28 protein-coding genes and 1 pseudogene are annotated in these 20,325 nt (G+C 76.0%); 22 read left to right on the top strand and 7 right to left on the bottom strand.

The window, feature by feature from the left end; all coding sequences use genetic code 11:
* Positions 1–26: 26 nt before the first annotated feature.
* Together Cpa01nite_RS01770 and Cpa01nite_RS01765 are read right to left on the bottom strand one after the other, a co-directional pair.
* Positions 27–1,028 (bottom strand): LacI family DNA-binding transcriptional regulator, encoded by a 1,002-nt coding sequence (locus Cpa01nite_RS01770; RefSeq protein ID WP_203667016.1) that lies wholly within the window; start codon positions 1,026–1,028, stop codon positions 27–29.
* A gap of 92 nt (positions 1,029–1,120) precedes the next feature.
* Positions 1,121–1,288: a hypothetical protein gene (locus tag Cpa01nite_RS01765; RefSeq protein WP_203667015.1), complete on the bottom strand. Its 168-nt coding sequence runs from the start codon at positions 1,286–1,288 to the stop codon at positions 1,121–1,123.
* 199 nt (positions 1,289–1,487) lie between these two features.
* On the opposite strand from Cpa01nite_RS01765, the gene Cpa01nite_RS01760 reads away from it, so the two are divergent.
* From Cpa01nite_RS01760 to Cpa01nite_RS01715, 10 genes are all read left to right on the top strand, one after another.
* A complete protein-coding gene (locus Cpa01nite_RS01760) occupies positions 1,488–2,621 on the top strand; it encodes an AI-2E family transporter (protein WP_239068447.1) in 1,134 nt (377 codons plus the stop codon).
* 322 nt (positions 2,622–2,943) lie between these two features.
* Positions 2,944–3,279 carry a cupin domain-containing protein gene (locus Cpa01nite_RS01755; RefSeq protein WP_203667013.1) on the top strand — a complete coding sequence of 112 codons (336 nt, stop codon included), beginning with the start codon at positions 2,944–2,946 and terminating at the stop codon, positions 3,277–3,279.
* Between the two features lie 67 nt (positions 3,280–3,346).
* Positions 3,347–4,072, top strand: a complete 726-nt coding sequence (locus Cpa01nite_RS01750) for a class I SAM-dependent methyltransferase (protein WP_203667012.1) — start codon at positions 3,347–3,349, stop codon at positions 4,070–4,072.
* Positions 4,069–4,698, top strand: a complete 630-nt coding sequence (locus Cpa01nite_RS01745; RefSeq protein ID WP_203667011.1) for an alpha/beta hydrolase — start codon at positions 4,069–4,071, stop codon at positions 4,696–4,698. Before Cpa01nite_RS01750 ends, Cpa01nite_RS01745 begins: the two co-directional genes overlap by 4 nt.
* Before the next feature lie 104 nt (positions 4,699–4,802).
* Positions 4,803–5,222, top strand: coding sequence for a YciI family protein (locus tag Cpa01nite_RS01740; RefSeq protein WP_203667010.1), 420 nt, complete (start codon positions 4,803–4,805; stop codon positions 5,220–5,222).
* On the top strand, positions 5,195–6,496 hold the full coding sequence (locus Cpa01nite_RS01735; RefSeq protein WP_373307299.1) for an RNA polymerase sigma factor: 1,302 nt from the start codon (positions 5,195–5,197) through the stop codon (positions 6,494–6,496). The genes Cpa01nite_RS01740 and Cpa01nite_RS01735 overlap by 28 nt, the downstream gene beginning before the upstream one ends.
* Before the next feature lie 82 nt (positions 6,497–6,578).
* Entirely contained in the window at positions 6,579–6,767 is a 189-nt protein-coding gene (locus Cpa01nite_RS01730) for a hypothetical protein (RefSeq protein WP_203667009.1), read from the top strand.
* A 5-nt stretch (positions 6,768–6,772) separates the two neighbouring features.
* Positions 6,773–7,126, top strand: a complete 354-nt coding sequence (locus tag Cpa01nite_RS01725) for a VOC family protein (RefSeq protein WP_203667008.1) — start codon at positions 6,773–6,775, stop codon at positions 7,124–7,126.
* Between the two features lie 198 nt (positions 7,127–7,324).
* Positions 7,325–8,527 carry an EAL domain-containing protein gene (locus Cpa01nite_RS01720; protein WP_203667007.1) on the top strand — a complete coding sequence of 401 codons (1,203 nt, stop codon included), beginning with the start codon at positions 7,325–7,327 and terminating at the stop codon, positions 8,525–8,527.
* Positions 8,528–8,583: 56 nt separating this feature from the next.
* On the top strand, positions 8,584–8,754 hold the full coding sequence (locus Cpa01nite_RS01715; RefSeq protein ID WP_203667006.1) for a DUF1059 domain-containing protein: 171 nt from the start codon (positions 8,584–8,586) through the stop codon (positions 8,752–8,754).
* A 67-nt stretch (positions 8,755–8,821) separates the two neighbouring features.
* Here Cpa01nite_RS01715 and Cpa01nite_RS01710 read toward each other — a convergent pair whose 3' ends face one another.
* On the bottom strand, positions 8,822–9,367 hold the full coding sequence (locus tag Cpa01nite_RS01710) for a carboxymuconolactone decarboxylase family protein (protein WP_203667005.1): 546 nt from the start codon (positions 9,365–9,367) through the stop codon (positions 8,822–8,824).
* A 133-nt stretch (positions 9,368–9,500) separates the two neighbouring features.
* On the opposite strand from Cpa01nite_RS01710, the gene Cpa01nite_RS01705 reads away from it, so the two are divergent.
* From Cpa01nite_RS01705 to Cpa01nite_RS01695, 3 genes are all read left to right on the top strand, one after another.
* Entirely contained in the window at positions 9,501–10,382 is an 882-nt protein-coding gene (locus tag Cpa01nite_RS01705) for an AraC family transcriptional regulator (RefSeq protein WP_203667004.1), read from the top strand.
* 210 nt (positions 10,383–10,592) lie between these two features.
* Positions 10,593–10,814, top strand: coding sequence for a hypothetical protein (locus tag Cpa01nite_RS01700; RefSeq protein WP_203667003.1), 222 nt, complete (start codon positions 10,593–10,595; stop codon positions 10,812–10,814).
* A gap of 20 nt (positions 10,815–10,834) precedes the next feature.
* The gene (locus tag Cpa01nite_RS01695; RefSeq protein ID WP_203667002.1) at positions 10,835–11,095 is read left to right on the top strand and encodes a hypothetical protein; all 261 of its coding nucleotides are present in this window, start codon (positions 10,835–10,837) and stop codon (positions 11,093–11,095) included.
* Here the strand turns inward: Cpa01nite_RS01695 and Cpa01nite_RS01690 are convergent.
* Positions 11,058–11,984 carry an alpha/beta fold hydrolase gene (locus Cpa01nite_RS01690; RefSeq protein ID WP_239068446.1) on the bottom strand — a complete coding sequence of 309 codons (927 nt, stop codon included), beginning with the start codon at positions 11,982–11,984 and terminating at the stop codon, positions 11,058–11,060. The genes Cpa01nite_RS01695 and Cpa01nite_RS01690 overlap by 38 nt on opposite strands.
* A gap of 107 nt (positions 11,985–12,091) precedes the next feature.
* Here Cpa01nite_RS01690 and Cpa01nite_RS01685 point away from each other — a divergent pair, with 107 nt between their 5' ends.
* Positions 12,092–12,781, top strand: a complete 690-nt coding sequence (locus Cpa01nite_RS01685) for a hypothetical protein (protein WP_203667000.1) — start codon at positions 12,092–12,094, stop codon at positions 12,779–12,781.
* Between the two features lie 8 nt (positions 12,782–12,789).
* Here the strand turns inward: Cpa01nite_RS01685 and Cpa01nite_RS01680 are convergent, their stop codons facing one another.
* Positions 12,790–13,332: a dihydrofolate reductase family protein gene (locus tag Cpa01nite_RS01680; protein ID WP_203666999.1), complete on the bottom strand. Its 543-nt coding sequence runs from the start codon at positions 13,330–13,332 to the stop codon at positions 12,790–12,792.
* 108 nt (positions 13,333–13,440) lie between these two features.
* Between Cpa01nite_RS01680 and Cpa01nite_RS01675 the strand changes: the two genes are divergently transcribed.
* The 5 genes from Cpa01nite_RS01675 (at position 13,441) to Cpa01nite_RS01655 (ending at position 17,367) form a co-directional block, all read left to right on the top strand.
* Entirely contained in the window at positions 13,441–14,073 is a 633-nt protein-coding gene (locus Cpa01nite_RS01675; RefSeq protein ID WP_203666998.1) for a TetR/AcrR family transcriptional regulator, read from the top strand.
* A gap of 89 nt (positions 14,074–14,162) precedes the next feature.
* On the top strand, positions 14,163–14,768 hold the full coding sequence (locus Cpa01nite_RS01670) for a class I SAM-dependent methyltransferase (RefSeq protein ID WP_203666997.1): 606 nt from the start codon (positions 14,163–14,165) through the stop codon (positions 14,766–14,768).
* Entirely contained in the window at positions 14,765–15,208 is a 444-nt protein-coding gene (gene arr, locus Cpa01nite_RS01665; protein ID WP_203666996.1) for an NAD(+)--rifampin ADP-ribosyltransferase, read from the top strand. The genes Cpa01nite_RS01670 and arr overlap by 4 nt, the downstream gene beginning before the upstream one ends.
* A 120-nt stretch (positions 15,209–15,328) precedes the next feature.
* Positions 15,329–16,726: a PP2C family protein-serine/threonine phosphatase gene (locus tag Cpa01nite_RS01660; protein ID WP_203666995.1), complete on the top strand. Its 1,398-nt coding sequence runs from the start codon at positions 15,329–15,331 to the stop codon at positions 16,724–16,726.
* Positions 16,727–16,788: 62 nt separating this feature from the next.
* Positions 16,789–17,367 (top strand): GNAT family N-acetyltransferase, encoded by a 579-nt coding sequence (locus Cpa01nite_RS01655; RefSeq protein WP_203666994.1) that lies wholly within the window; start codon positions 16,789–16,791, stop codon positions 17,365–17,367.
* A 23-nt stretch (positions 17,368–17,390) separates the two neighbouring features.
* On the opposite strand, the gene Cpa01nite_RS01650 is transcribed toward Cpa01nite_RS01655, so the two are convergent.
* Positions 17,391–17,783, bottom strand: coding sequence for a MerR family transcriptional regulator (locus Cpa01nite_RS01650; protein ID WP_239068445.1), 393 nt, complete (start codon positions 17,781–17,783; stop codon positions 17,391–17,393).
* A gap of 67 nt (positions 17,784–17,850) precedes the next feature.
* On the opposite strand from Cpa01nite_RS01650, the gene Cpa01nite_RS01645 reads away from it, so the two are divergent.
* Together Cpa01nite_RS01645 and Cpa01nite_RS01640 are read left to right on the top strand one after the other, a co-directional pair.
* The gene (locus tag Cpa01nite_RS01645) at positions 17,851–18,540 is read left to right on the top strand and encodes an SDR family oxidoreductase (RefSeq protein ID WP_203666993.1); all 690 of its coding nucleotides are present in this window, start codon (positions 17,851–17,853) and stop codon (positions 18,538–18,540) included.
* A gap of 117 nt (positions 18,541–18,657) precedes the next feature.
* Complete coding sequence (locus Cpa01nite_RS01640) at positions 18,658–19,362, top strand: DUF1361 domain-containing protein (RefSeq protein ID WP_203666992.1); 705 nt, start codon at positions 18,658–18,660, stop codon at positions 19,360–19,362.
* 36 nt (positions 19,363–19,398) lie between these two features.
* Here Cpa01nite_RS01640 and Cpa01nite_RS01635 read toward each other — a convergent pair.
* A pseudogene (locus tag Cpa01nite_RS01635) lies at positions 19,399–19,680 on the bottom strand (SDR family oxidoreductase); the annotation flags it as partial.
* Between the two features lie 360 nt (positions 19,681–20,040).
* On the opposite strand from Cpa01nite_RS01635, the gene Cpa01nite_RS01630 reads away from it, so the two are divergent.
* Positions 20,041–20,325: a hypothetical protein gene (locus tag Cpa01nite_RS01630; protein ID WP_203666991.1), complete on the top strand. Its 285-nt coding sequence runs from the start codon at positions 20,041–20,043 to the stop codon at positions 20,323–20,325.

Raw genomic sequence — 20,325 nt, 5'->3', positions numbered from 1 at the left:
CGGGCTCGCGCGGGCGGCGCGCGGGGTCAGAGCGCGGCGGTGGACCCGCGCCGCACCAGCGACGTGGGCAGGCGGACGTGCGGGTCCGGCACGTCGCCCCCGTCCAGGAGCGCGGTGAGCAGGCCGATCGCCGCGGCGCCCATCCGCTGGATCGGCTGGTGCACCGTCGTGAGGGGCGGGTCGGTCTGCGCCGACTCCGGGATGTCGTCGAACCCGATCACCGACAGGTCGGCCGGCACCCGCAGCCCGAGCTCGCGGGCGACCTCGATGGTCGCGATCGCGGACAGGTCGTTCGCGGCGAACACGGCGGTGGGGCGGTCCGGCAGGGTCAGCAGCTCGTGCACGGGCTCCCGGGTGGACTCCTTGCGGTAGTCGCCCTCGCGGACGAGCACCTCGTCCACGGCGACCCCCGCGGCCGCCATCGCCCGGCGGAACCCCTGCTCGCGCAGGCGCGACGACTCCAGGTCCGGTCGACCGCCGACGAACGCGATCCGCCGGTGACCGAGGCCGAGCAGGTGCTCCGTGCCCAGGACGGCGCCGGCGAGGTTGTCCGAGTCGACCGTGGGCAGCCCCGTCGGCCCGGTGTGCGGGTCGATCGCCACGACGGGCACGCCGGCGTCGGCCTCGACCACGGTGGGCGTCACGAGCACGGCGCCGTCGATCAGCGTGCCGCTCAGCCGGGACAGGTACCGGCGCTCCCAGCCGGCGCCGCGGCCGTGCAGCCCGCCGGTGTAGGCGAGCAGCTCGTAGCCGGAGTCGGAGTCGGCCAGCGCGGCGGCGGCGCCCTTGAGGATCTCGGCGGAGAACGGCTCGAACTCCGCGACGAGGATGCCGAGCACGTGCGTCCGGTGCGACCGGAGGCTGCGCGCGACCAGGCTCGACTCGTACCCGAGCCGGTCGATGACCTCCATCACGCGGGTGGACGTGGCCTGGGCGACGCCGTACCGGCCGTTGATGACCTTCGACACCGTCGCGACGGAGACGCCCGCGTCCCGCGCCACGTCGGTGATGGTCACTCGCTGCCCCATGCCGGGGATCGTAGCCGCGCGCGGGGGTCCCCCCCGGGCCGTTCCGCGGGCGCCGCGCCGGGGCTGGGCCGTCGCCCCCGGGCGCCGCCGGGTCAGCGCCGCCGCGCGTACGCCGTCGCCGCGTGCGCCGCGGGGTCCATCGCGAGCCGCAGGGCCACGTCGAGCGGGAGCCGGGTCCGGGCCCGGCTCCGGCGCGCCAGCAGCGCCGCGCGCTGCCGGGCGCGGTCGTCGTCGAGGCGGTGCGGTCGGTCCTGGGCCATGCTCCCAGCCTGCACCGGGGCCGTGGCCTGGGGCATCGGTCTGCGGTCGGAGACCCGGGTACGCCGTCCGGTGGACGGCGCGCCCGCTCGCGGGGCGGGTCCCCGGCCCGTACCGTCCCCGGCAGACGGACACCGGAAGGGGTGGGACGGGTACATGTGGTTCCGACGACGGACGAGTGCGCCGACGGGCGCGGCAGTCGTGCGGGCGGCCGAGGTCGCCCGGGACGAGGCGCGCCGCACGCCGGGGGCGGGCGCGCTGTGGGCCGACGGCTTCGGGCGCGTGGGCACGCGCTCGGTGCAGACGCTGGCGCTGCTGGCCCTGGTCACCGTGGCGGTGTTCGCCCTCACCCGGCTGACGCTCGTGGTGATCCCGGTGCTGATCGCGCTGGTGCTGGCGAGCGCGATGCACCCGCTCGTGTCCTGGTTCCGCAGGCACCGCATGCCGTCGATCCTCGCGACCTGGGTCGCGCTGTTCCTGGTGGTCGGCGTGCTGGGCGGGGTCCTGGCCGCCGTGGTGTACGCGGTGATCCACCAGTGGGACGACCTGGTCGACCAGGCGGTCGCCGGCGTCGGCGAGCTGCAGGAGTCGCTCTCCGGCCTGCCGATCGAGATCTCCGACCAGCAGATCGAGGACGCGCGCACGGCGGTCACGGAGTTCCTGACGTCGAGCAGCTTCGGCGCCGGCGCGATCGCCGGCGTGTCCGCCACCGCGAACTTCCTCACCGGGTTCGTCCTGATGGTCGTCGTGCTGTTCTTCTTCCTCAAGGACGGGCCGAGGATCTGGGAGTTCCTGCTCCGGCCGTTCGAGGGCACGCGGTACGAGCGCGGCCAGCGGGTCGGGCACCGCGTCGTCACGACCATGGGCGGCTACGTGCGGGGCACCGCGATCGTCGCCGCCGTGGACGCGATCGGCATCGGGATCGGCCTGGTGATCATGGGCGTGCCGCTCGCGATCCCGCTGGCGGTGCTGGTGTTCCTGCTGGCGTTCATCCCGCTGGTGGGCGCGACCCTGGCCGGCGTCTTCGCGGCGCTCGTGACGCTCGTCGCGCTCGGCCCGGTGGAGGCGCTGATCGTCGTCGGGATCGTGGTCCTGGTGAACCAGCTCGAGGGCAACTTCCTGCAGCCGGTCGTCATGGCCCGGTCGCTGGCGCTGCACCCGCTGGTCATCCTGGTCGCCCTGACCGTCGGCACGGTGCTCGCCGGCATCACCGGCGCCGTGCTGGCGGTGCCGATCGCGGCCTCCATCTGGGGCGTGATCCAGGTCTGGAACGGCCCGCACGAGCCGGCGCGACCCGCGCAGCAGAAGCGGCGCGAGGTGGCCGAGGGTCGCTGACGCCCCGGGGGGAGACGAGGTCGTCACATCCGCGCGAGGTCGTCATGAACGAGTGACGACCTCGTCGCGATGTGACGACCTCGACGGGCGTCAGGTGCGCCAGACCGAGACGGGGGACGGGCTGTCCCGCGGTGAACGGGGCCTCGGTGGAGTCCGCCCGGCGCCCGGCCCGGTACCCGGCCGGGCGCCGTCCAGATGTCCTTCGTCCGGCACGCCACCGAGGCTGCCACCGGGCGGACGCGCCGTGCCAGGTGAATAGCGGTCGGGCGCCGTGCCGTGTTGAGTAGGACCTGACCGCCGACGACGCCGGGAGGACCCCCGCATGGACGTGCACCAGCTCGCGCAGCAGCAGATCAGCCTCGCCCACCAGGACCCGCACGGGCGCAGCGCCCAGATCGTCGTGCACGACGGGCCGCTGCGGCAGACCGTCATCGCGCTGACCACCGGGACGAAGCTCGCCGAGCACAACTCGCCGCCGGCGGGCAGCGTCCTCGTGCTGCGCGGGACCGTGGCCGTGTCGTCCGCCGACCGCGTCGACACGATGCCGACCGGGTTCCTCGCGACGCTGACCCACGACCGGCACGGCGTCGAGGCGCTGAGCGACGCGGCGATCCTGCTCACGACCGTCACCGGGACGGGCCAGCCGTCGCACGGCTGACGGGCGCGGCACGGGCCGCGCACAATGGCCTCGCCCGGTCCGGACCCGCCTCCGTAGCCTGACGCACGTGCCCGACGCGATCTTCGCCGACCCCCGGCTGGCCCGGCTCTACGACGTGTTCGACGACGACCGGTCCGACCTCGACCTGTACCGCGGCGTGGCCCGCGAGGTCGGCGCCCGCCGGGTGCTCGACGTCGGCTGCGGCACCGGCACGCTGGCGCTGCTGCTCGCGGACGACGGGCTGGCGGTGACGGGCGTCGACCCCGCGGCGGCGTCCCTCGACGTGGCCCGTGCCAAGCCCGGCGCCGACCGGGTGACGTGGCTGCGTGGGTACGCCACGACGCTGCCGCCGCTGGCGGTCGACCTCGCGACCATGACCGGCAACGTCGCGCAGGTGTTCCTGGGGGACGCGGACTGGTCGGCCGCGCTCCGCGGGATCCGCGGCGCGCTCGCGCCGGGCGGCCACCTCGTCCTCGAGACCCGCCGGCCCGAGGCCCGCGCGTGGGAGGACTGGGCGGCGGGCGACGGCGGCGGCGCGCGCGACGTGCCGGGGGTCGGGCGGGTCGAGGAGTCGTTCGAGGTGACCGAGGTGTCCCAGCCGCTCGTGTCCTTCCGGTCGGTGTTCCGGTTCCCGGACGGCACCGAGGTGGCGTCGTCGTCGACCCTGCGGTTCCGGTCGCTCGACGAGATGCGGGCGTCGCTCGCCGGCGCCGGGTTCGACGTCGTGGACGTGCGGGACGCGCCGGACCGCCCGGGCCGGGAGCACGTGGTGCTGGCGCGGGCGGCGGCGTGACCAGGCCGGTCGCCGCGGGCGCGCTCTGGTCGGACGCCTCGGCCGCGGCCGACCCGCGCGGGCGGCACCTCGTGGTGCTGCTGCACGGCGCGGGCGGCGTCCCCGGCGACCTGGCGCCGGTCCTCGACGCCCTGCCCGCCGGGGTCGTCGGGGTGTCGCTCGCCGGCCGGCTCGTGCTCCGGGACCGGTGGGCGTGGGCCGACGTCGCCCGCTCCGACGCACCGGGGTTCGAGGAGTCGGCTGCCGCGGTGGCCGGGTGGCTCGCGGGGCAGGGCGGCTGGCCCTCGGTCGGCCTGGTCGGGTTCTCCCAGGGCGGCGCGGTGGCGGTGCAGATGCTGCGCGCCGACCCGGGCCGGTTCCGCTACGCCGTGACGCTGTCGGCGTTCCTCGCGCGGGTGCGGGACCGGCGCGACGCCGCCGTGGCGGCGGTCCGGCCGCCCGTCCTGGTGTGCCACGGCGACCGCGACGACGTGGTCCCGGAGCCGTGGGCCGCGCGGCTGGCGGCCTGGGCGGCCCGGAACGCGGCGGCGACGACGCGGTGGTACGAGGGGCTGGCCCACACGATGGACGACCGGGAGGTCGCCGACGTGGTCGCGTTCGTGGGGGAGCACGCCGGGAACGCGTGAGGGGGTGCGCACCTCGACGGCCCGCCGTGTCGATCCGGGGGGTTCCCCGTTCGACACCGGGGTGAGAGGGTCCGGACGGGGCCCGCGAGCAGGGAGGCACGGCCATGAAGTACATGCTGATCATGCGCTCGACCGGGACGCAGCAGCCGGGTGGCGCCGACGTCACCTACGAGGAGTCGATCGAGTCGATGAGCCGGTTCAACGAGGAGCTGGTCGCGGCCGGCGTGCTCCTCGCGATGGAAGGGCTCTCGGACGATCCCGCCGAGGCCGTCGTCATCGACTACGCGCAGACGCCGCCCGTGGTCACGGACGGGCCGTACGGCGAGGCGAAGGAGCTGTTCGGCGGCTACTGGGTGCTCGACGTCGCCTCGCGGGAGGAGGCGGTCGCGTGGGCCCGGCGCGCGCCGCTCGGCCCGGGCACGCGGGTCGAGCTCCGGCGGGTGGCGACGATCGACGAGTTCCCCCAGGACAACCCGTGGATCCTGCGAGAGCGGGCGTGGCGCGAGGCGACGGGCCAGCTCTGAGCGGCGCCGTCGCGCCGGACGCGGGCCGCGCCGCGGTCGAGACGGCCTGGCGGATGCACTCCGCCCGGATCGTCGCGACCCTGGCGCGGTCCGCCGGCGACGTCGCGCTCGCCGAGGACGCCGCGCAGGAGGCGCTGGCCGAGGCGCTCGTGGCCTGGCCGCGCGCCGGGGTCCCGTCGAACCCGGCCGGCTGGCTGGTCACCGTCGGCCGCCGGCGCGCGGTGGACGCGATCCGGCGGCGCGTCGCGCTCGACGACCGGTACGCGGCCCTCGCGCACGACACCGCCCGCGAGGACGGAGCACCGGACGCCGACCTGCTCGCCGACCCCGACACGATCGACGACGACGTGCTGGCGCTCATGTTCGTCGCGTGCCACCCGGTGCTGTCGCCCGAGGCGCAGGTCGCGCTCACGCTGCGGGTCGTCGGCGGCCTGACCAGCGACGAGATCGCCCGGGCGTTCCTCGTCCCGACCGCGACCGTGCAGGCGCGGATCACCCGGGCGAAGCGGACGCTCACCGCGGCGCGCGTGCCGTTCGCGGTCCCGGAAGGCACCGACCGGCGCGAGCGGCTCGGTGCCGTGCTCGCGGTCGTGTACTCGGTGTTCACCGAGGGGTCGTCGGCGACCTCCGGCGACGACTGGCTGCGGCCGGACCTCGCGCGCGAGGCGGTGCGGCTGGCGCGCGTGCTCGCGCACCTGGTCCCGGACGAGCCGGAGGCGCTGGGCCTGCTCGCGCTGCTGGAGCTCACCGCGGCGCGGTTCCCCGCGCGGGTCGCGCCCGACGGGTCGCCCGTGCTGCTCGAGGACCAGGACCGCCGCCGGTGGGACCGCGCGGCGATCCGCCGCGGCCGGGCCGCGCTCGCCGCCGCCGCGGGAGGGGGGCGCGGGCTGGGCGCCTACGGGTTGCAGGCGGCCGTCGCGGAGTGCCACGCGGTCGCGCCGTCGGTCGCGGCGACGGACTGGGAGCGCGTCGTCCTGCTGTACGAGGCGCTCGGGAGGCTCGCGCCCTCACCCGTGGTCGACCTCAACCGGGCGGTCGCCCTCGGGATGGCTCGGGGCCCGGCGGCCGGGCTCGCGGTGGTCGACGACCTGGCGCGGCGCGGCGCGCTCGCCGGGTCGCACCAGCTGCCCGCCGTGCGGGGCGAGCTGCTCCGCCGGCTCGGCCGGGACGCGGAGGCGCGCGACGAGCTCGGCCGCGCGGCGGCCCGGTGCGGGAACGCGCAGGAGCGGCGGCTGCTGCAGGACAAGATCGCGGCGCTGGCGGGCGGGGGCTGAAGGCCCGCCCCGCCGGGATCATCCTGGACGCGGTGCCGGGGCCCTGGCACGCTCGGGGACGACGACCGGGACGGGGGAAGCGATGAGCGAGCGCGACGGGACCGACACCCGGCCGGTCGGCGAGCGGGCGGGCCTGAACGGGAACCCGCTGGCCCCGAGCGTCCGCGACGCGCCGCGCCGCGCGCCCCGGTCCACCGTGACGCTGCTGCTGGAGACCGCGCCGTTCCTGCTGCTGGCGGGCGTCGTGGTCCTGGTCGTCGCGGGACGGTGACCGCCGTGGAGCGCGTCCTCGGCATCGGCGGGTACTTCCTGCGGGCGCGGGACCCGGCGGCGCTGCAGGCCTGGTACCGCGACCTGCTCGGCGTCGCCGACGACACCGAGCGCCCGTGGCAGCAGGAGGCCGGACCCACCGTGTTCGCCGCGTTCGACCACGACACCGAGTACTTCGGCTCCGCGCGGCAGGCGACGATGCTGAACTTCCGCGTCCGGGACCTGGACGCGATGCTCGCCCAGCTGCGCGCCGGCGGCGCGGACGTCGCGCCGGAGACCGAGGACGAGCCGGGCGTCGGGCGGTTCGGGTGGGTGACCGACCCGGAGGGCAACCGGGTGGAGCTGTGGCAGCCGGCGTGAGCGCACCCTCGGCACCGGCCGGGTTCGAGCTCCGCGGCCTCCCGCCGGGCGACGGCCCGGCCGCGCGCGCGGATCACGCCGGGCTCGCGGCCGAGGGGGAGGCGTGCGGCGCCTACCCGGAGCGCACCGGACGCCCGGGCCGCGGCGAGGGCGTGCCGCCGGGGGTGAACCCGCCCGCGGCGGAGGGTGAAACCGCACGTGAGCCCCCGTTCCCGGCCGGTGCGCCGCGGGGCCGGGCGTAGCGTCGGCACCGGGTCGCGGTCCGTCGGCTCGTCCGCACCCGGCCCGAGGGGAGTCGTCATCGACGCCGACAGCACCGCGCCCCCGGTCGACGACCCGGCCTGGCGCGCGGCGCTGCAGGACGCGCTCGACGACCCGGCGGCGCACGCGCTGCACGCGCAGCCGGTCGTGGAGCTCGCGACGGGGATGGTCGCCGGCTACGAGCTGCTGTCGCGCTTCCAGGGGCCGTGGCGCGCGTCCCCGGACGTCTGGTTCGCGGCGGCGCAGCGGTGGGGCGCCAACCCGCGGCTGCAGGCGCGGGTGCTGCAGAAGGCGGTCGCCGCGCGGGCGGACCTGCCGCCGAACACCTTCCTCACCGTGAACGTCGACCCGCACCTGCTGTCCGACGACCTGGTGGCCGGCGCCCTCCTGGAGCACACGGACCTGTCGCGGGTCGTGCTCGAGCTGACCGAGCACACCCGCGTCGACGCCGAGGGGAGTGCCGCGGAAGTCCTGCGCCGTGTCCGCGCCGCCGGTGCGCTCGTGGCGATGGACGACGCGGGCACCGGGTACGCCGGCCTCGAGCTGCTGATCTCGCTCCGCCCGGACATCGTCAAGCTGGACCGGGCGCTCGTCACGGGCGTCGACTCCGACCCGGTGAAGCGCGCGCTCGTCGAGGTGTTCGGCGACCTCGTCGGGCGGATGGACGGCTGGATCCTCGCGGAGGGCGTCGAGACCCGGGGCGAGCTCGACGCGCTCATCGGCCTGGGCGTGCCGCTCGCCCAGGGCTGGGCGCTGGGCCGGCCGCAGCCGGAGATGCTGGCCGCCCTGCCGGCCGAGGAGGCCGCGCGCATCCGCGCCACCGCGGCGCGCACCTCCCTCACGGGGAACGTGGCGAGCGTCGTGCGGCCCGCCCGGGCGGGGCGCAGCCGCGCGGACGACGACGTGCTCCTGGCCGACAACGGCCTCGTCGCCGAGGTCCGGGGCGCGTCCGGGCGGTGGGCGCCGGCCATGACGGTCGCCCCCAGCGCCTCGGTGACCGAGGTGGCGCGCCGCGCCATGCTGCGACCGGAGAGCCGGCGGTGGGACCCGCTGGTGTGCACCGACGGCAGCGGGGTCGTCCTGGGCACCGTCCCGGTGGACGCGCTCGTGCTCGCCGTCTGCGACTCCCCGGGCACCTGACCGAGACCGACACAGGACGGGCCCCCGCCGGGGGCCGACATCGAGAGGACACCACCATGAAGGCTTTCCGTTGCGGCGACGTCGTCCCGGGCTGCGCCCGCGCGTTCACCGGCACCGAGGACGAGATCCTCGGTGCGGTCGCGGCGCACGCCCAGCAGGACCACGGGCTGACCGAGGTCCCCGACGAGCTGGTCGCGCAGGTGCGCGGCGCGATGGTCCCGGCCTGACGTCGAGGCCCCGCGCGGGAGCCCGGCCACGCGGACGTGGCCGGGCTGCCGCGGCTCCCGGGCTGGGTCAGGCCGCGCGCCGCAGCCCGACGGTCGGGAAGTCGACGGGGACCTCGAGCGCCACGTTGACGTAGTTCGTGAACAGGTTGAGCGCGACGTGCGCGACGATCTCCACGACCTGCTCGTCGGTGACGCCCTGCGCGCGCAGGGCGCTGACGTCCTCCTCCGTCACGTGCCCGCGCTCCTCGACCAGGCGGAGCGCGAACGCCAGCACCGCGGCGGTCCGGGGGTCGTCCGACTCGCCGGACTGGGCGGCGGCCATCGCCTCCCGGGGCACGCCGGCCTTGCGACCCAGCGCGGTGTGCGCGGCGAGGCAGTACGCGCACGCGTTGCGGTCGGCCACGGCGACGGCGATCTGCTCGCCGAGCGGCGCGCCGAGGGTGCCCCCGCCCAGCGCACCGAACGCGGCCCACATGCTCGTGAGCGCGGCGGGGGAGTTGGCGACGGCGCGGAACATCGCGGGGACGCCGCCGAAGGCGCCGCGGATCTGGTCGAGCTGCTCGGCCACGGCGCCGGTGGTGGTGGTGGGGTCGACGAGCGGGACACGGGACATGACGGCTCCTGGGTCTGGGAGTGGGTCCGCCGGCGGAGGTCCCGCCGACGTGAGTCCAGCCTGGCGGCGGTCGATGGACGAGAAGGTGCGTTTCGTCTTCCGGATGCGTCGGATCGTCCGGCACACTGGCGGCATGGCCTTCGTCGACCGGCTCGACCCGGTGCTCGACCGGTTCCGCATCAGCACCCGGCTGTTCCACACCGGCCCGCTGTGCGGCGTCACCACGTTCGGGGCGCAGCCCGGCCGCGGGTTCCTCCACGTGCTGCGTGCCGGGGAGATGGAGGTGGCGCACCAGGTCGACGGCCGGCTGGATCGCCGCCGGATCACCGAGCCGAGCCTGCTGCTCTACCCCCGGCCCCTGGAGCACGCGTTCCACAACGCGCCGACCGAGGAGTCCGACTTCGCGTGCGCGACGCTCGACTTCGGCGGGGGAGTCACGCACCCGCTGGTCCGCACGCTGCCGCCGGTGCTGGTGGTCCCGCTCGCCGAGGTGCCGGGCCTGGCGCCCGCTCTCGACCTGCTGTTCGCCGAGATCGACGACGTCCGGTGCGGTCGCCGGCTGCTCGCGGACCGGCTGTTCGAGGTCGTGCTGATTCAGCTGTTCCGCTGGGTGCTGGACCACGCGCCGTCGCTCGGGCTGAGCGCGGGCCTGCTGACCGGCCTGGCGGACGAGCGGCTCGCGCCCGCGCTGTCCGCCCTGCACCGCGACCCGGGCCGGCCCTGGACGCTCGCGTCGATGGCCCGCGAGGCCGGGCTGTCGCGCAGCGCGTTCGCGGCCCGGTTCCGCGAGGTCGTGGGGCAGCCGCCCGCGGACTACCTGACCGCGTGGCGGGTGACCCTCGGGCAGGAGCGGCTGCGCGGCGGCGCCTCCGTGCAGCAGACCGCCCGGGAGCTCGGGTACGCGACGCCGGCGGCGTTCTCGCGGGCGTTCACGCAACGGCTCGGGCGGTCGCCGCGGGCGTGGCTGGCGCTGGGCGCCGCGGAGGCCGACGCGGGCGCGGCGGTGCCGGCCTGAGACATGTCTCCCGGGCCGGCCGAGTCGGGTCGCCGGCGCCGCGAGGTGCACGCGCTCCACGCCTCCCTCGGGCTCAGGCCGACCACGTGAGACGCGTCCTGGGACTGCCGGGTCCACGACACCGGCACGAGGTGCGTCCGCCCACCGTGCGCACGTGAGGAGTCCGGCCGATCGCGGGCACCGGCGGGCGCGATCTGCCACGATCGGCGCGTGGACGAACAGGGCCCGGAGGTCGACGTCGGGGACGGGCGCACCGGCGGGCGCTGGTTGCTCGCATGCCTCGGGCTGGTCTTCCTCGCGTCCGGGGTCGCCCTGCTGGTGTTCTTCCCCGATGCGAGCTCGATCCGGTTCGCCGTCCCCGGGTGGGTGCCCGGCGTCGTGCTCGTCGTCGCCGGGGTGTCCATGCTCGTGACGGCCGCGCTGGACCTGTGATGGCTGACGAGGATCGCCGCATGCCGACCGCGGGGATGCGCAGCACGCCCGAGCTCACGCCCGGGTGGCTGCTGGTGCTCCGCGTCTCCGTGGTGGTCTTCGTCGGCGCGGCGGTCGTGTTCGCGGTGCTCGCCGCCCGCGGCGCCGGGTCCGACCACTGGGCCGCTGCCGGCGGGTTCGCCGCGGCGGCCGTCGGCCAGGGCGCGGGCCTGCTGTCGCTGCGCCGGCGGAGGCGCCGGGCGCTCACCCACGGGCGAGGGCGTCGATCGCCCGGCGCGTGACCTCCATCTCCTCGGCGCCGCCGTGGCCCTCCGACTCGACGACGTGGAGCTCGCTCCCGGGCCACGCCCGGTGCAGCCGCCACGGGGTCACGACCGGCCCGCTGATGTCGCGGCGCCCGTGGACGAGCACGCCCGGCACCGTGAGCTCGTGCGCGCGGGCGAGCACGGCGTCGCCGCCCGCGAGGAAGCAGTCGTGCGCCCAGTAGTGCGTCACGAGCGTGGCGAAGTTGAGTCGCTCGCGGGGCTCGGCGTGCAGCGGGCCGGGCCGCCACCCGGGGTCGAGGGAGACGTGCGTCGACTCCCACGCGTCCCACGCGTCCGCCGCCGCGGCCCGGACGACCGGGTCGGGGTCGCGGAGCAGACGCGCGTAGTGCTCGACGACCCGCACGCCGTCCGGGACGCCGGCCGCGAACCGGTGCCACGCCTCCGGGAACACCCGCCCGACGCCCTCCGTGATCCAGTCGATCTCGTCGCGGGCGCCGGTCGTCACCGCGGTCAGCACCAGCGCGGAGACGCGGTCCGGGTGCGCGAGCGCGTACGCGAGGGCCAGGGTCGAGCCCCACGACACGCCGTGCACGAGCCACGCGTCGACGCCGAGGTGCGCGCGCAGCGCCTCGATGTCGGCGATCAGCGCCGGCGTGGCGTTGTCGTCGAGCCGGTCCAGGTCGTCGGCCGCCCACGGGGTGCTGCGCCCGCACCCGCGCTGGTCCAGTCCGACCACCCGGTACCGCTCGGGGTCGAACCGGCGCCGGTAGCCGCCGGCACCGAGGCCGCTCCCCGGCCCGCCGTGCAGGTACAGCGCCGGGCGGCCCGCCGGGTCGCCGGACGCCTCCCAGTACAGCCGGACGCCACCGGGCCGGTCGAGCCAGCCGGAGTCGGACGGTTCCACGGGAGGGTGCACCTCGCCCACGGTACGGGCGTTCGTCCGTCACGGCGGCGCGCAGGTCACGGCGCGGAACGCCTGCGCGCGTCGCCCCGTGGTGGCAGGCTCGGCACGTGCCCACGCCGACAGCCGAGCGCCGCGAGGCCGCGCGCCGGGCCGGCTGGACGCGCACCGGGTTCCGGGACGCGTGGGCGGTGTCGCGCACGGTCGCGGCGTCGATGGCGCCGGGGACCGGACGCCGGTACCGGGTGCTCGTCGCGTGGTGCCGCCCGGCGGCGGTGCTCACGGCGCTGCTGACGCCGCTCTACCACCGCGTCCAGGACGACGGCGGGCTGGTCTGCGTCGCGCTGGCCCGCCCGCACTCGTCGCGCCGGACGTTCGTGCTCGGGGTGGCCGCGTTCCCCGTCGTGGCGTTCGGGCTCGGGACGCTGGCGGAGGTCGCGTACTGGCCGGTCCTGATCACCGGGGCCGTCCTCCAGCTCTACGCGCTCGGGGTGTCCGCGTGCCAGGGCGTCCGTGACCGGTCGGAGCGGCCGGTCCCCGAGCGGTGGGGTCCGGTTCGGGGCCCGGCGCTCACGCAGCACGGCTGGTCCGTCGGGAGGATCCGTGCCGACGAGACCGCCCGCGGCGCGGCGGTGCCGGCGATCGGCGACCTCCTGGACGCCGTGGTCCCGGCGGGGGACGCCGTGCACGCGTACGCACGGTCGGACCGGGAGCAGGCCGACCTCGCCCTGCTCGGGTTCGCGGAGCCCCGGGGAGAGCACGGTCCCATGGTGCTGATCGCCCCGACGACCCGGGGCTGACGGCACCGTCAGCGCAGCACGCGGTACCGCAGGTGCGCCTCGGCGGCGTAGCCGGACGTCTCGAGCCGCTCGAGCCCGACGCGCTGCCCGAGGCCGGCGAACAGCGAGATGCCGTCGCCGAGCAGGAGCGGCACGACGTCCAGGTGGATCTCGTCGACGAGGCCGAGCCGCAGGCACTGGCGCCCGATCGACCCGCCCAGCAGGGCGACCCACCGGTCGCCGGCCGCGGCCCGGGCGAGCCCGACGCCCCGCGCGATGTCGTCGACCACGAACGTGTACGTCGTCCCGTCCTTCTCGATCGGCTCGTGCTCGGCGTGGGTCATGAGGAAGACCGGGACCTGCAGCGTGCCGCCGTACGGCTGCCCGTCGTCCTCGATCGTCCGGGTCCGGTTCGCCCCGCCGACCACGGCGCCGATCCGCGCCATGACGTCCTGCACGACCCGCTCGTCCTCGGGCACCGTCGGGGTCCCGAGCATCCAGTCGATCCCGCCGTCGGGGTCGGCCATGTACCCGTCGAGGGTCACCGTCGCGTGGATGAAGGTGGTCGCCATCGTCCTGCCTCCCGTGCGATCCGAGGTGAGTCGGTCGACTCACCTCGTCCACCGTGGCACCAGACGTGAGGTGAGTCAAGGGACTCACCACTGTGCGATGCTGGCAGCATGAGCCCGCTGACCGACTACCACCGGGGCGTCGCCGACCGGAACCGCGCGGCGATCCTCGACGCCGCCGCCGACCTGTTCCTCGAGGCCGGCTACGACCGGACCTCGCTGGCCCGGGTGGCCACGGCCGCGGGCGTGTCCCGCGCGACGCTGTTCAAGCAGTTCCCGTCGAAGGCGGCGCTGTTCGAGGCGACGGTGCTCGCGGCGGGCGGACCGCCCGAAGGCGAGCTGCCCGCGGCGCGCTCCGGCGACCTCGTCGCCGGGCTCGTCCAGCTGGGCCGGGCCTACGCCGACGTGCTGGCCCGCCCGCGGATGGCGAGGCTGATGCGCACGATCATCGCCGAGTCGCCGCGGTTCCCCGAGCTGCGCGAGCGGACCTTCGACTTCGGCACCCTGCCGGTGCTGCGTGCGCTCCGGCAGCACCTCGTGGACGCACGGGAGGGGGCCGTGGGTCGGGACGTCGACCCCGAGGTCGCGGCCACGCAGTTCCTCGGGATGATCGCCTCCGCCGTGTTCTGGCCGCACCTGGTGCACGGAACGTGGACCATCACCGACGAGGAGCGGCTCGCGGCCGTCGACGAGGCGGCGCGCACCGTCGCGGCGCGCTACGGGGTCGTCCGCCTCCCGGGGTGACGGACCGGGCAGCCCGCGCGCGGCGGCGGGCCCGGCCCGGCGGGCGACGCCCGCGGTCCGGCGCGAGCGCAGGGGCTACCGTCGGCGGGGTGACCACCGTCGAGTCGGCCTACGCGTCCCGGGCAGCGGAGTACGCGGACCTGTTCGGCTCGGTGGGCGCCGCGCACCCCACGGACCGGCGCCTCGTCGAGACCTGGGCCGACGGCGTCCGCGGACGCGTCCTCGACGCCGGGTGCGGACCGGGGCACTGGACGGACCACCTGGCCCGGCGCGGGCGCGAGGTGCACGGGATCGACCTGGTGCCCGCGTTCGTGGACCGCGCCCGCGCGGCCTACCCGGGCGTGCGGTTCGACGTCGGGAGCATCGACGCGATCGACGAGGTCGACGGGTCGCTCGGCGGGGTCCTGGCCTGGTACTCCACCATCCACCACGCGCCCGACCGGATCGGGGTGCCGCTGGCCGAGTTCGCCCGGATCCTCCGGCCCGGGGGGAGCCTGCTGCTCGGGTACTTCGCCGGGGAGTCGGCGGTCGAGGTGTTCGACCACGCCGTGGTCCCGGCGTACCGGTGGCCGGAGCACGAGCTGCACGCGGTGCTGCGGGAGCACGGGTTCGAGGTGACCGCGTCCTACCGCCGCACCGGGCGCGAGCACCGCCCGCTGGGCTCCGTCGTCTGCCGCCACGGGGACGCGCCGTGAGCCGCGCCGAGACGGGCGGGGCCGCCCCGGGCGCGCAGCCGACGGACGCGGGCCCGTTCTTCCACGGCACCAGGGCGGACCTGCGCCCGGGCGACCTGCTGACGGCGGGGTTCCGGTCGAACTACCGGCCCGAGGTCACCATGAACCACGTGTACTTCACCGCGCGGGTGGACGGCGCCGGGCTCGCCGCCGAGCTCGCGGCGGGTGACGCCGAGCCCCGGGTCTACGAGGTCGAGCCGACCGGGCCGTACGAGGACGACCCGAACGTCACCGACAAGAAGTTCCCCGGCAACCCGACGCGGTCCTTCCGGAGCTCCGAGCCGCTGCGCGTGGTGCGCGTGGTCGACGACTGGCCGCGTCTGAGCGCCGAGGCGCTGGCCGCGTGGCGCGCCCGGCTGGCAGTCCTGCGGGCGGACGCGCGGGGCGAGATCATCAACTGACCGCGGCCGTGGGCCCCGCGATGCCGGGCCGCGCCGGGCGCGCCGTCCGAGCGCATATCCTCGTGCCGTCGGTGAGCCCGGTGCCGCTGGGCCCGACGCGTCCAGGCGGAGGGCCTCACGTTGCACGAACCGGCTCAGCCCGACCGCGAGCGCATCGTCTCGGAGGTCCTGACCCAGCTCGCGGAGACCCTGGACGTCGAGGTCGCCGTCGCCCGCCTGGCACGCCTGCTCGTCCCGGCGCTGGCCGACTGGTGCGTGGTCACGCTGGTCGAGGACGACGAGTCCCGCGCCCGGCACCGGCGCCTGCGCGACGTCGGTGCGTGGCACCGCGACCAGGCGCTCCAGGACCTGGTGACCGAGTACGCGGCCGAGCGCATCGCCGCGCTCGAGCAGAGCTCGATCCTCATGTCCGCGATCGACTCCGGCGAGGTGGTGCACCAGGCGACCGGGGCCGTGCCCGCGCTGGACCGCGTGCTCAAGCCCGGGCGCGCCCGCGACCTCGTCGAGCAGCTCGACCCGACCTCGGTGACCGTCGCCCCCCTCATGAGCCGGGGCCGGACGCTCGGCGCCCTGACGCTGTTCACCGGCCCCGACCGGGACGGGTTGGACCCGGCCGGCGTCGCCACGCTCGTGGAGGTCGCCAGGTCGGCGGCGCTGGCGCTGGACAACGCGCGCCTGTTCCGGCGCCAGCGGGACGTCGCGCTGACCTTCCAGCAGACGCTCCTCACGTCCCCGGTCGAGCCCGACCACGTCGAGGTCGCCGTGCGCTACCGGCCCGCCGCTGAGGCCGAGCGGGTCGGCGGCGACTGGTACGACGCGTTCATGCAGCCCGACGGCGCCACCGTCGTCGTCATCGGCGACGTGGTCGGGCACGACATCGCCGCGGCCGCGCAGATGTCCCAGCTGCGGTCGATGCTGCGGGGGATCGCGGTCGTGACCCAGGCGTCGCCCGCCCGGCTCCTGGAGCACCTGGACGCCGCCGCGCGCACCCTGCAGGTGACGACGATGGCGACCGTCGTCGTCGCCCGCATCGAGCAGACCGAGGACGAGCGCCGGCGCGGCCTGACCCGCGTGCGCTGGGCCAGCGCCGGTCACCCGCCGCCCATGGCGCGGCACCCCGACGGCACCGTCGTCGCCCTCAGCTCCCTCGGGCCCGGTCCGCTGATCGGCCTGGTGCCGGATCGGGCGCGGACCGACAGCGAGGTCGTGCTCGACCGCGGTTCGACGGTCCTGCTGTACACCGACGGCCTGATCGAGCGGCGCGACCGGTCCCTGCGCGACGGGCTGCTCGAGCTGCAGGCCGCGCTCGAGAAGCACGGCCACCTCGACCTCGACGAGCTCTGCGACACCCTCGTCGAGGAGCTGCCCGCGGGTCCCGGCGAGGACGACATCGCCCTCGTCGGCGTCCGGCTGCACCGCCAGGACGAGCCGCGTCCCGCGGCGGCCGGCCCCAACCGGACGCCCCCGGGGGTGCCCCCGCGGCCGGCGGACGAGCCCGCGCCCGAGCTCCCGGCGTGACGCGGGCGGGGCGTCGTCGCGCTCCTCTTCCGCCGGACGCCGTCGGGGAGCACCATCGGGACATGGCCGACCACGTCATCAAGCCGCTGACGCCGGAGACGTTCCCCGCCTGGCTCGCGCTGGCACAGAAGCACAACGGCGTGTGGGGCGGCTGCTGGTGCAGCTACTTCCACGGCGACACCCCGACCACCGCCAAGCGCGACCACGACGGGCCCACCTTCAAGCGGCGCCTCGTCGAGGAGGGGGTCGCCCACGCGGCGCTGGTGCTCGACGGGGAGCAGGCGATCGCGTGGTGCCAGTACGGCAGCCCCGAGGAGCTGCCCGGGATCTACCACCGCAAGCAGTACGACGCCGGCGAGACCCGCCCGGCGCCGTGGCGGATCACCTGCTTCTTCGTCGACCGGGACCACCGCCGGCAGGGCGTGGCGCTCGAGGCCCTGCGGGGCGCGCTGGCGCTGATCGCGGAGGCCGGGGGAGGCGAGGTCGTCTCGTTCCCGAACGAGCTGGAGCCGGGGAAGCGGACGTCGTCGTCGTTCCTGCACAACGTCACGCGCAGCATGTTCGAGGAGGCCGGGTTCGTCTTCGAGCGGCGCATCGGGAAGAGCAAGACGGTCATGCGGACGACGGTCGCGCCCGCCTGAGCGTGCCTACGGCCGCCGCGACCTCACGAGGCGACCCCGCACAGGGCGGTGCCCTCGTGCTGCTCCTGCCCGGCGCGGTGCGCCTGCCCGATGCGGATCACGTCGTCGAGCTTGTCGCGGGTCGCGGTCAGCTCCTCCAGCTGGGCCTGCACCCGGGCCCGCTCGGCCAGCAGCCGCTCGTGCATCTCGTCGGTGAGGACGCCCCGCTCCATGCACGGCAGGATCCGCAGGACGGCCCTGCTGCCGAGCCCGGCGGCGTAGAGGCTCTGGATGAACCGGACGCGGGCGACCGCCTCCGGGGAGTAGTGCCGCTGCCCGCTCGCGCTCCGCTCGGCGTGCAGCAGCCCCTGCTCCTCGTAGTACCGCAGCGCCCGCACGCTGACGCCCGCCTGCGCGGCGACCTCTCCGATGCGCACCCCGTGCTCCTGATCACTCGTCCCGGACTTGCCTCTGACGTCAACGTCAGGTCCTAGCGTGCCAGATATGACAACCGCACTGATCACCGGGGCCAACCGCGGCCTCGGTCGCCACTTCGCCGCCGAGCTGCTCGCCCGGGGCGCGACGGTCTACGCCGCCGCCCGCGAGCCCGCGTCCATCGACCTGCCCGGGGCCCGCCCCGTCGCCCTCGACATCACCGACCCCGACGCCGTGGCCGCCGCGGCCGCGCTGGCCGGCGACGTCGACCTGCTCGTCAACAACGCGGGGATCTCCACCGGGGCGCCGCTGCTCGGCGACCTGGACGCCGTGCGCGCCGAGATGGACGTCAACTTCTGGGGCACGCTGTCGATGGTCCGTGCCTTCGCCCCGGTCCTGGCGGCCAACGGCGGCGGCGCGATCGTGAACGTCGCGTCCGCGCTGTCCTGGTTCGCCTTCCCGGGATCCGGCGCGTACGCCGTGTCCAAGGCCGCGAACTGGAACATGAGCAACGCGCTCCGCCTCGAGCTCGCCGGGCAGGGCACCCAGGTCACGTCCGTGCACCTCGGCCTGGCGGACACCGACATGGCCCGGGGGATCGACGGGCCGAAAGCCGACCCGGTCGACGTCGTCCGTCGCACGCTCGACGCCGTCGCGGCCGGGGACCTCGAGGTCGTCGTCGACGAGTGGAGCGCCATGGTCAAGGCCTCGCTGGCCGAGGACCCGCGCGGGTTCTACGCACGGTTCCTGGGGGCCTGACCGGGGCGGCACCGCCCGGGGTGACGTGGACGCAGCCGCCGGAACCGCGGGTGCGGCGTCCGCCGACGTGACAGGGTTCGTCCTGGACGTGGCGGGCGCCGCGGGACCGGGGGAGACGTGCTGCTGCAGGACACGGTGCTGGGCATCGTCGGGATGAACGCGCTCGCGGTGCTGCTGGTGATCGCGCGGGCGCCCGTGTTCGGCACGACGCTCTACCGGCCGATGCTGCTGAACGTCGGGCTGTCGATCGCCCCGGTCGTGGTCCTCGGGGTGGGGGTGCTGGCCGTCGGGGTGCTGCTCGCCGCCGGCGCCCCGCGCGGCGTGGGCGTGGCGGCGGAGGTGCTCGTCGTCCTCGTCTGGCTGCTCCTGCTGCCGAACGCGGGCTACCTCGTCACCGAGCTGAACCAGTCGCACCGGAAGCCGGGCGAGCGGGTGCCGGAGTGGTACGACATCCTGCTCGTCCTGTCGCTCGCCGTGTCCGGCGTGCTGAACATGCTGATCAACGTGTTCTTCGTCCAGCTCGCGTACGTGGCGCTGCGGTCGAACGACGTGGACATGCTGCTCTCGGCCGAGGTGCGCTGGCTCACCGTCGCCGTGCTGCTGCTCGCCGCGTTCGGCATCTACCTCGGACGGAACATCCGGGTGAACAGCTGGGACGTGCTGCGGCCGTGGCGGCTCGTGGCGCGCATCGTGGCGCACCTGCGCGGGCCGGGCCGGCTCGCACAGGCGGCCGGGTTCACGGTGGTCTGCGGGGCCTTCTTCGGGCTGATGCACCTGGTGGTGATCGGGCCGCTCGTCGGTGCGGTCGTGGCGCTGGGGTAGCTCACCCAGGGCATCGGCCGGGGTCTCGAGCATGGTCGACACCATCGGTGTGTCGAACGTGCCCGGGCAGACCGCGTTGACCCGGATCCCGCGGGGCGCGTACTCGACCGCGGCGCTGCGCGTCAGGCCGATCACGCCGTGCTTGCTCGAGTGGTCCGCCGCGCGCTGCGGCAGGCCGACGAGGCCGCCGAGCGACGAGCAGTTGACCACCGCGCCGCTGCCGTGCCGACGCATCTGCCTCAGCTCGTGCTTCCGCGCCGCCCACACCCCGCGGAGGTTGATGCCGTTCACCCGGTCGAAGTCCGCCGCCTCCTCGTCGGCCGCGTCGCTCGGCGCCTGGTGCGGGCGGGGACTAGCCGAGCTCCCGGAGCGGAGCCGTCATGTCCCCGCCCGCGTCGCCCGTGTTGACCGTGCCCCTCGGCTCGAGGGCACCGCGTCGACCTCCTCGGTCGCCCTCAGGCAGTGCTTCACCCCTTCGGCACGACGAACACGTCGTGCCGGCCGAGGACGACGTCGCGGTCGCGCCGCTGTCGCGCACGTCGTCGCTCATGGTCGGACCCGACGAGCCGGCGGAGCGCCGCCGAGGTCGAACCGGTCGGCGGAACCGCGGACGCGGACGAACGCGTCGTTCGCTAGCGTGGCGGGCGCTGGGCGAGGGACGGACGCGAGGGGGACCACGTGGCGACGAGGCCGGGACAGCGCGGACGGGTGCTCGGTGCGCGGGTCCGCGTCGCGGCCAAGGTGGTCGCCGTGGTCGCGCTCGCGCTCGCCGTGGCGGACGGGTTCCGGTGGGGCAACCGTTGGTACGTCGCCACGCAGTTCGCGCGGTCCGACGTCGACTGGGGGAACGCGATGGTCGCGCACGCGCACGGAGCGCTGGTCAGCGGCCTCGCCCTCCTGCTGGTCGCCGCGCTCGCGGCGGTGGTGGGCTGGCGACCGCGCCTCGTCCTCCAGCGGCGCTGA

This window comes from Cellulomonas pakistanensis, from assembly GCF_016862755.1.
Lineage (GTDB): Bacteria > Actinomycetota > Actinomycetes > Actinomycetales > Cellulomonadaceae > Cellulomonas > Cellulomonas pakistanensis.
This window is presented reverse-complemented; position numbering and strand designations above follow the sequence as displayed.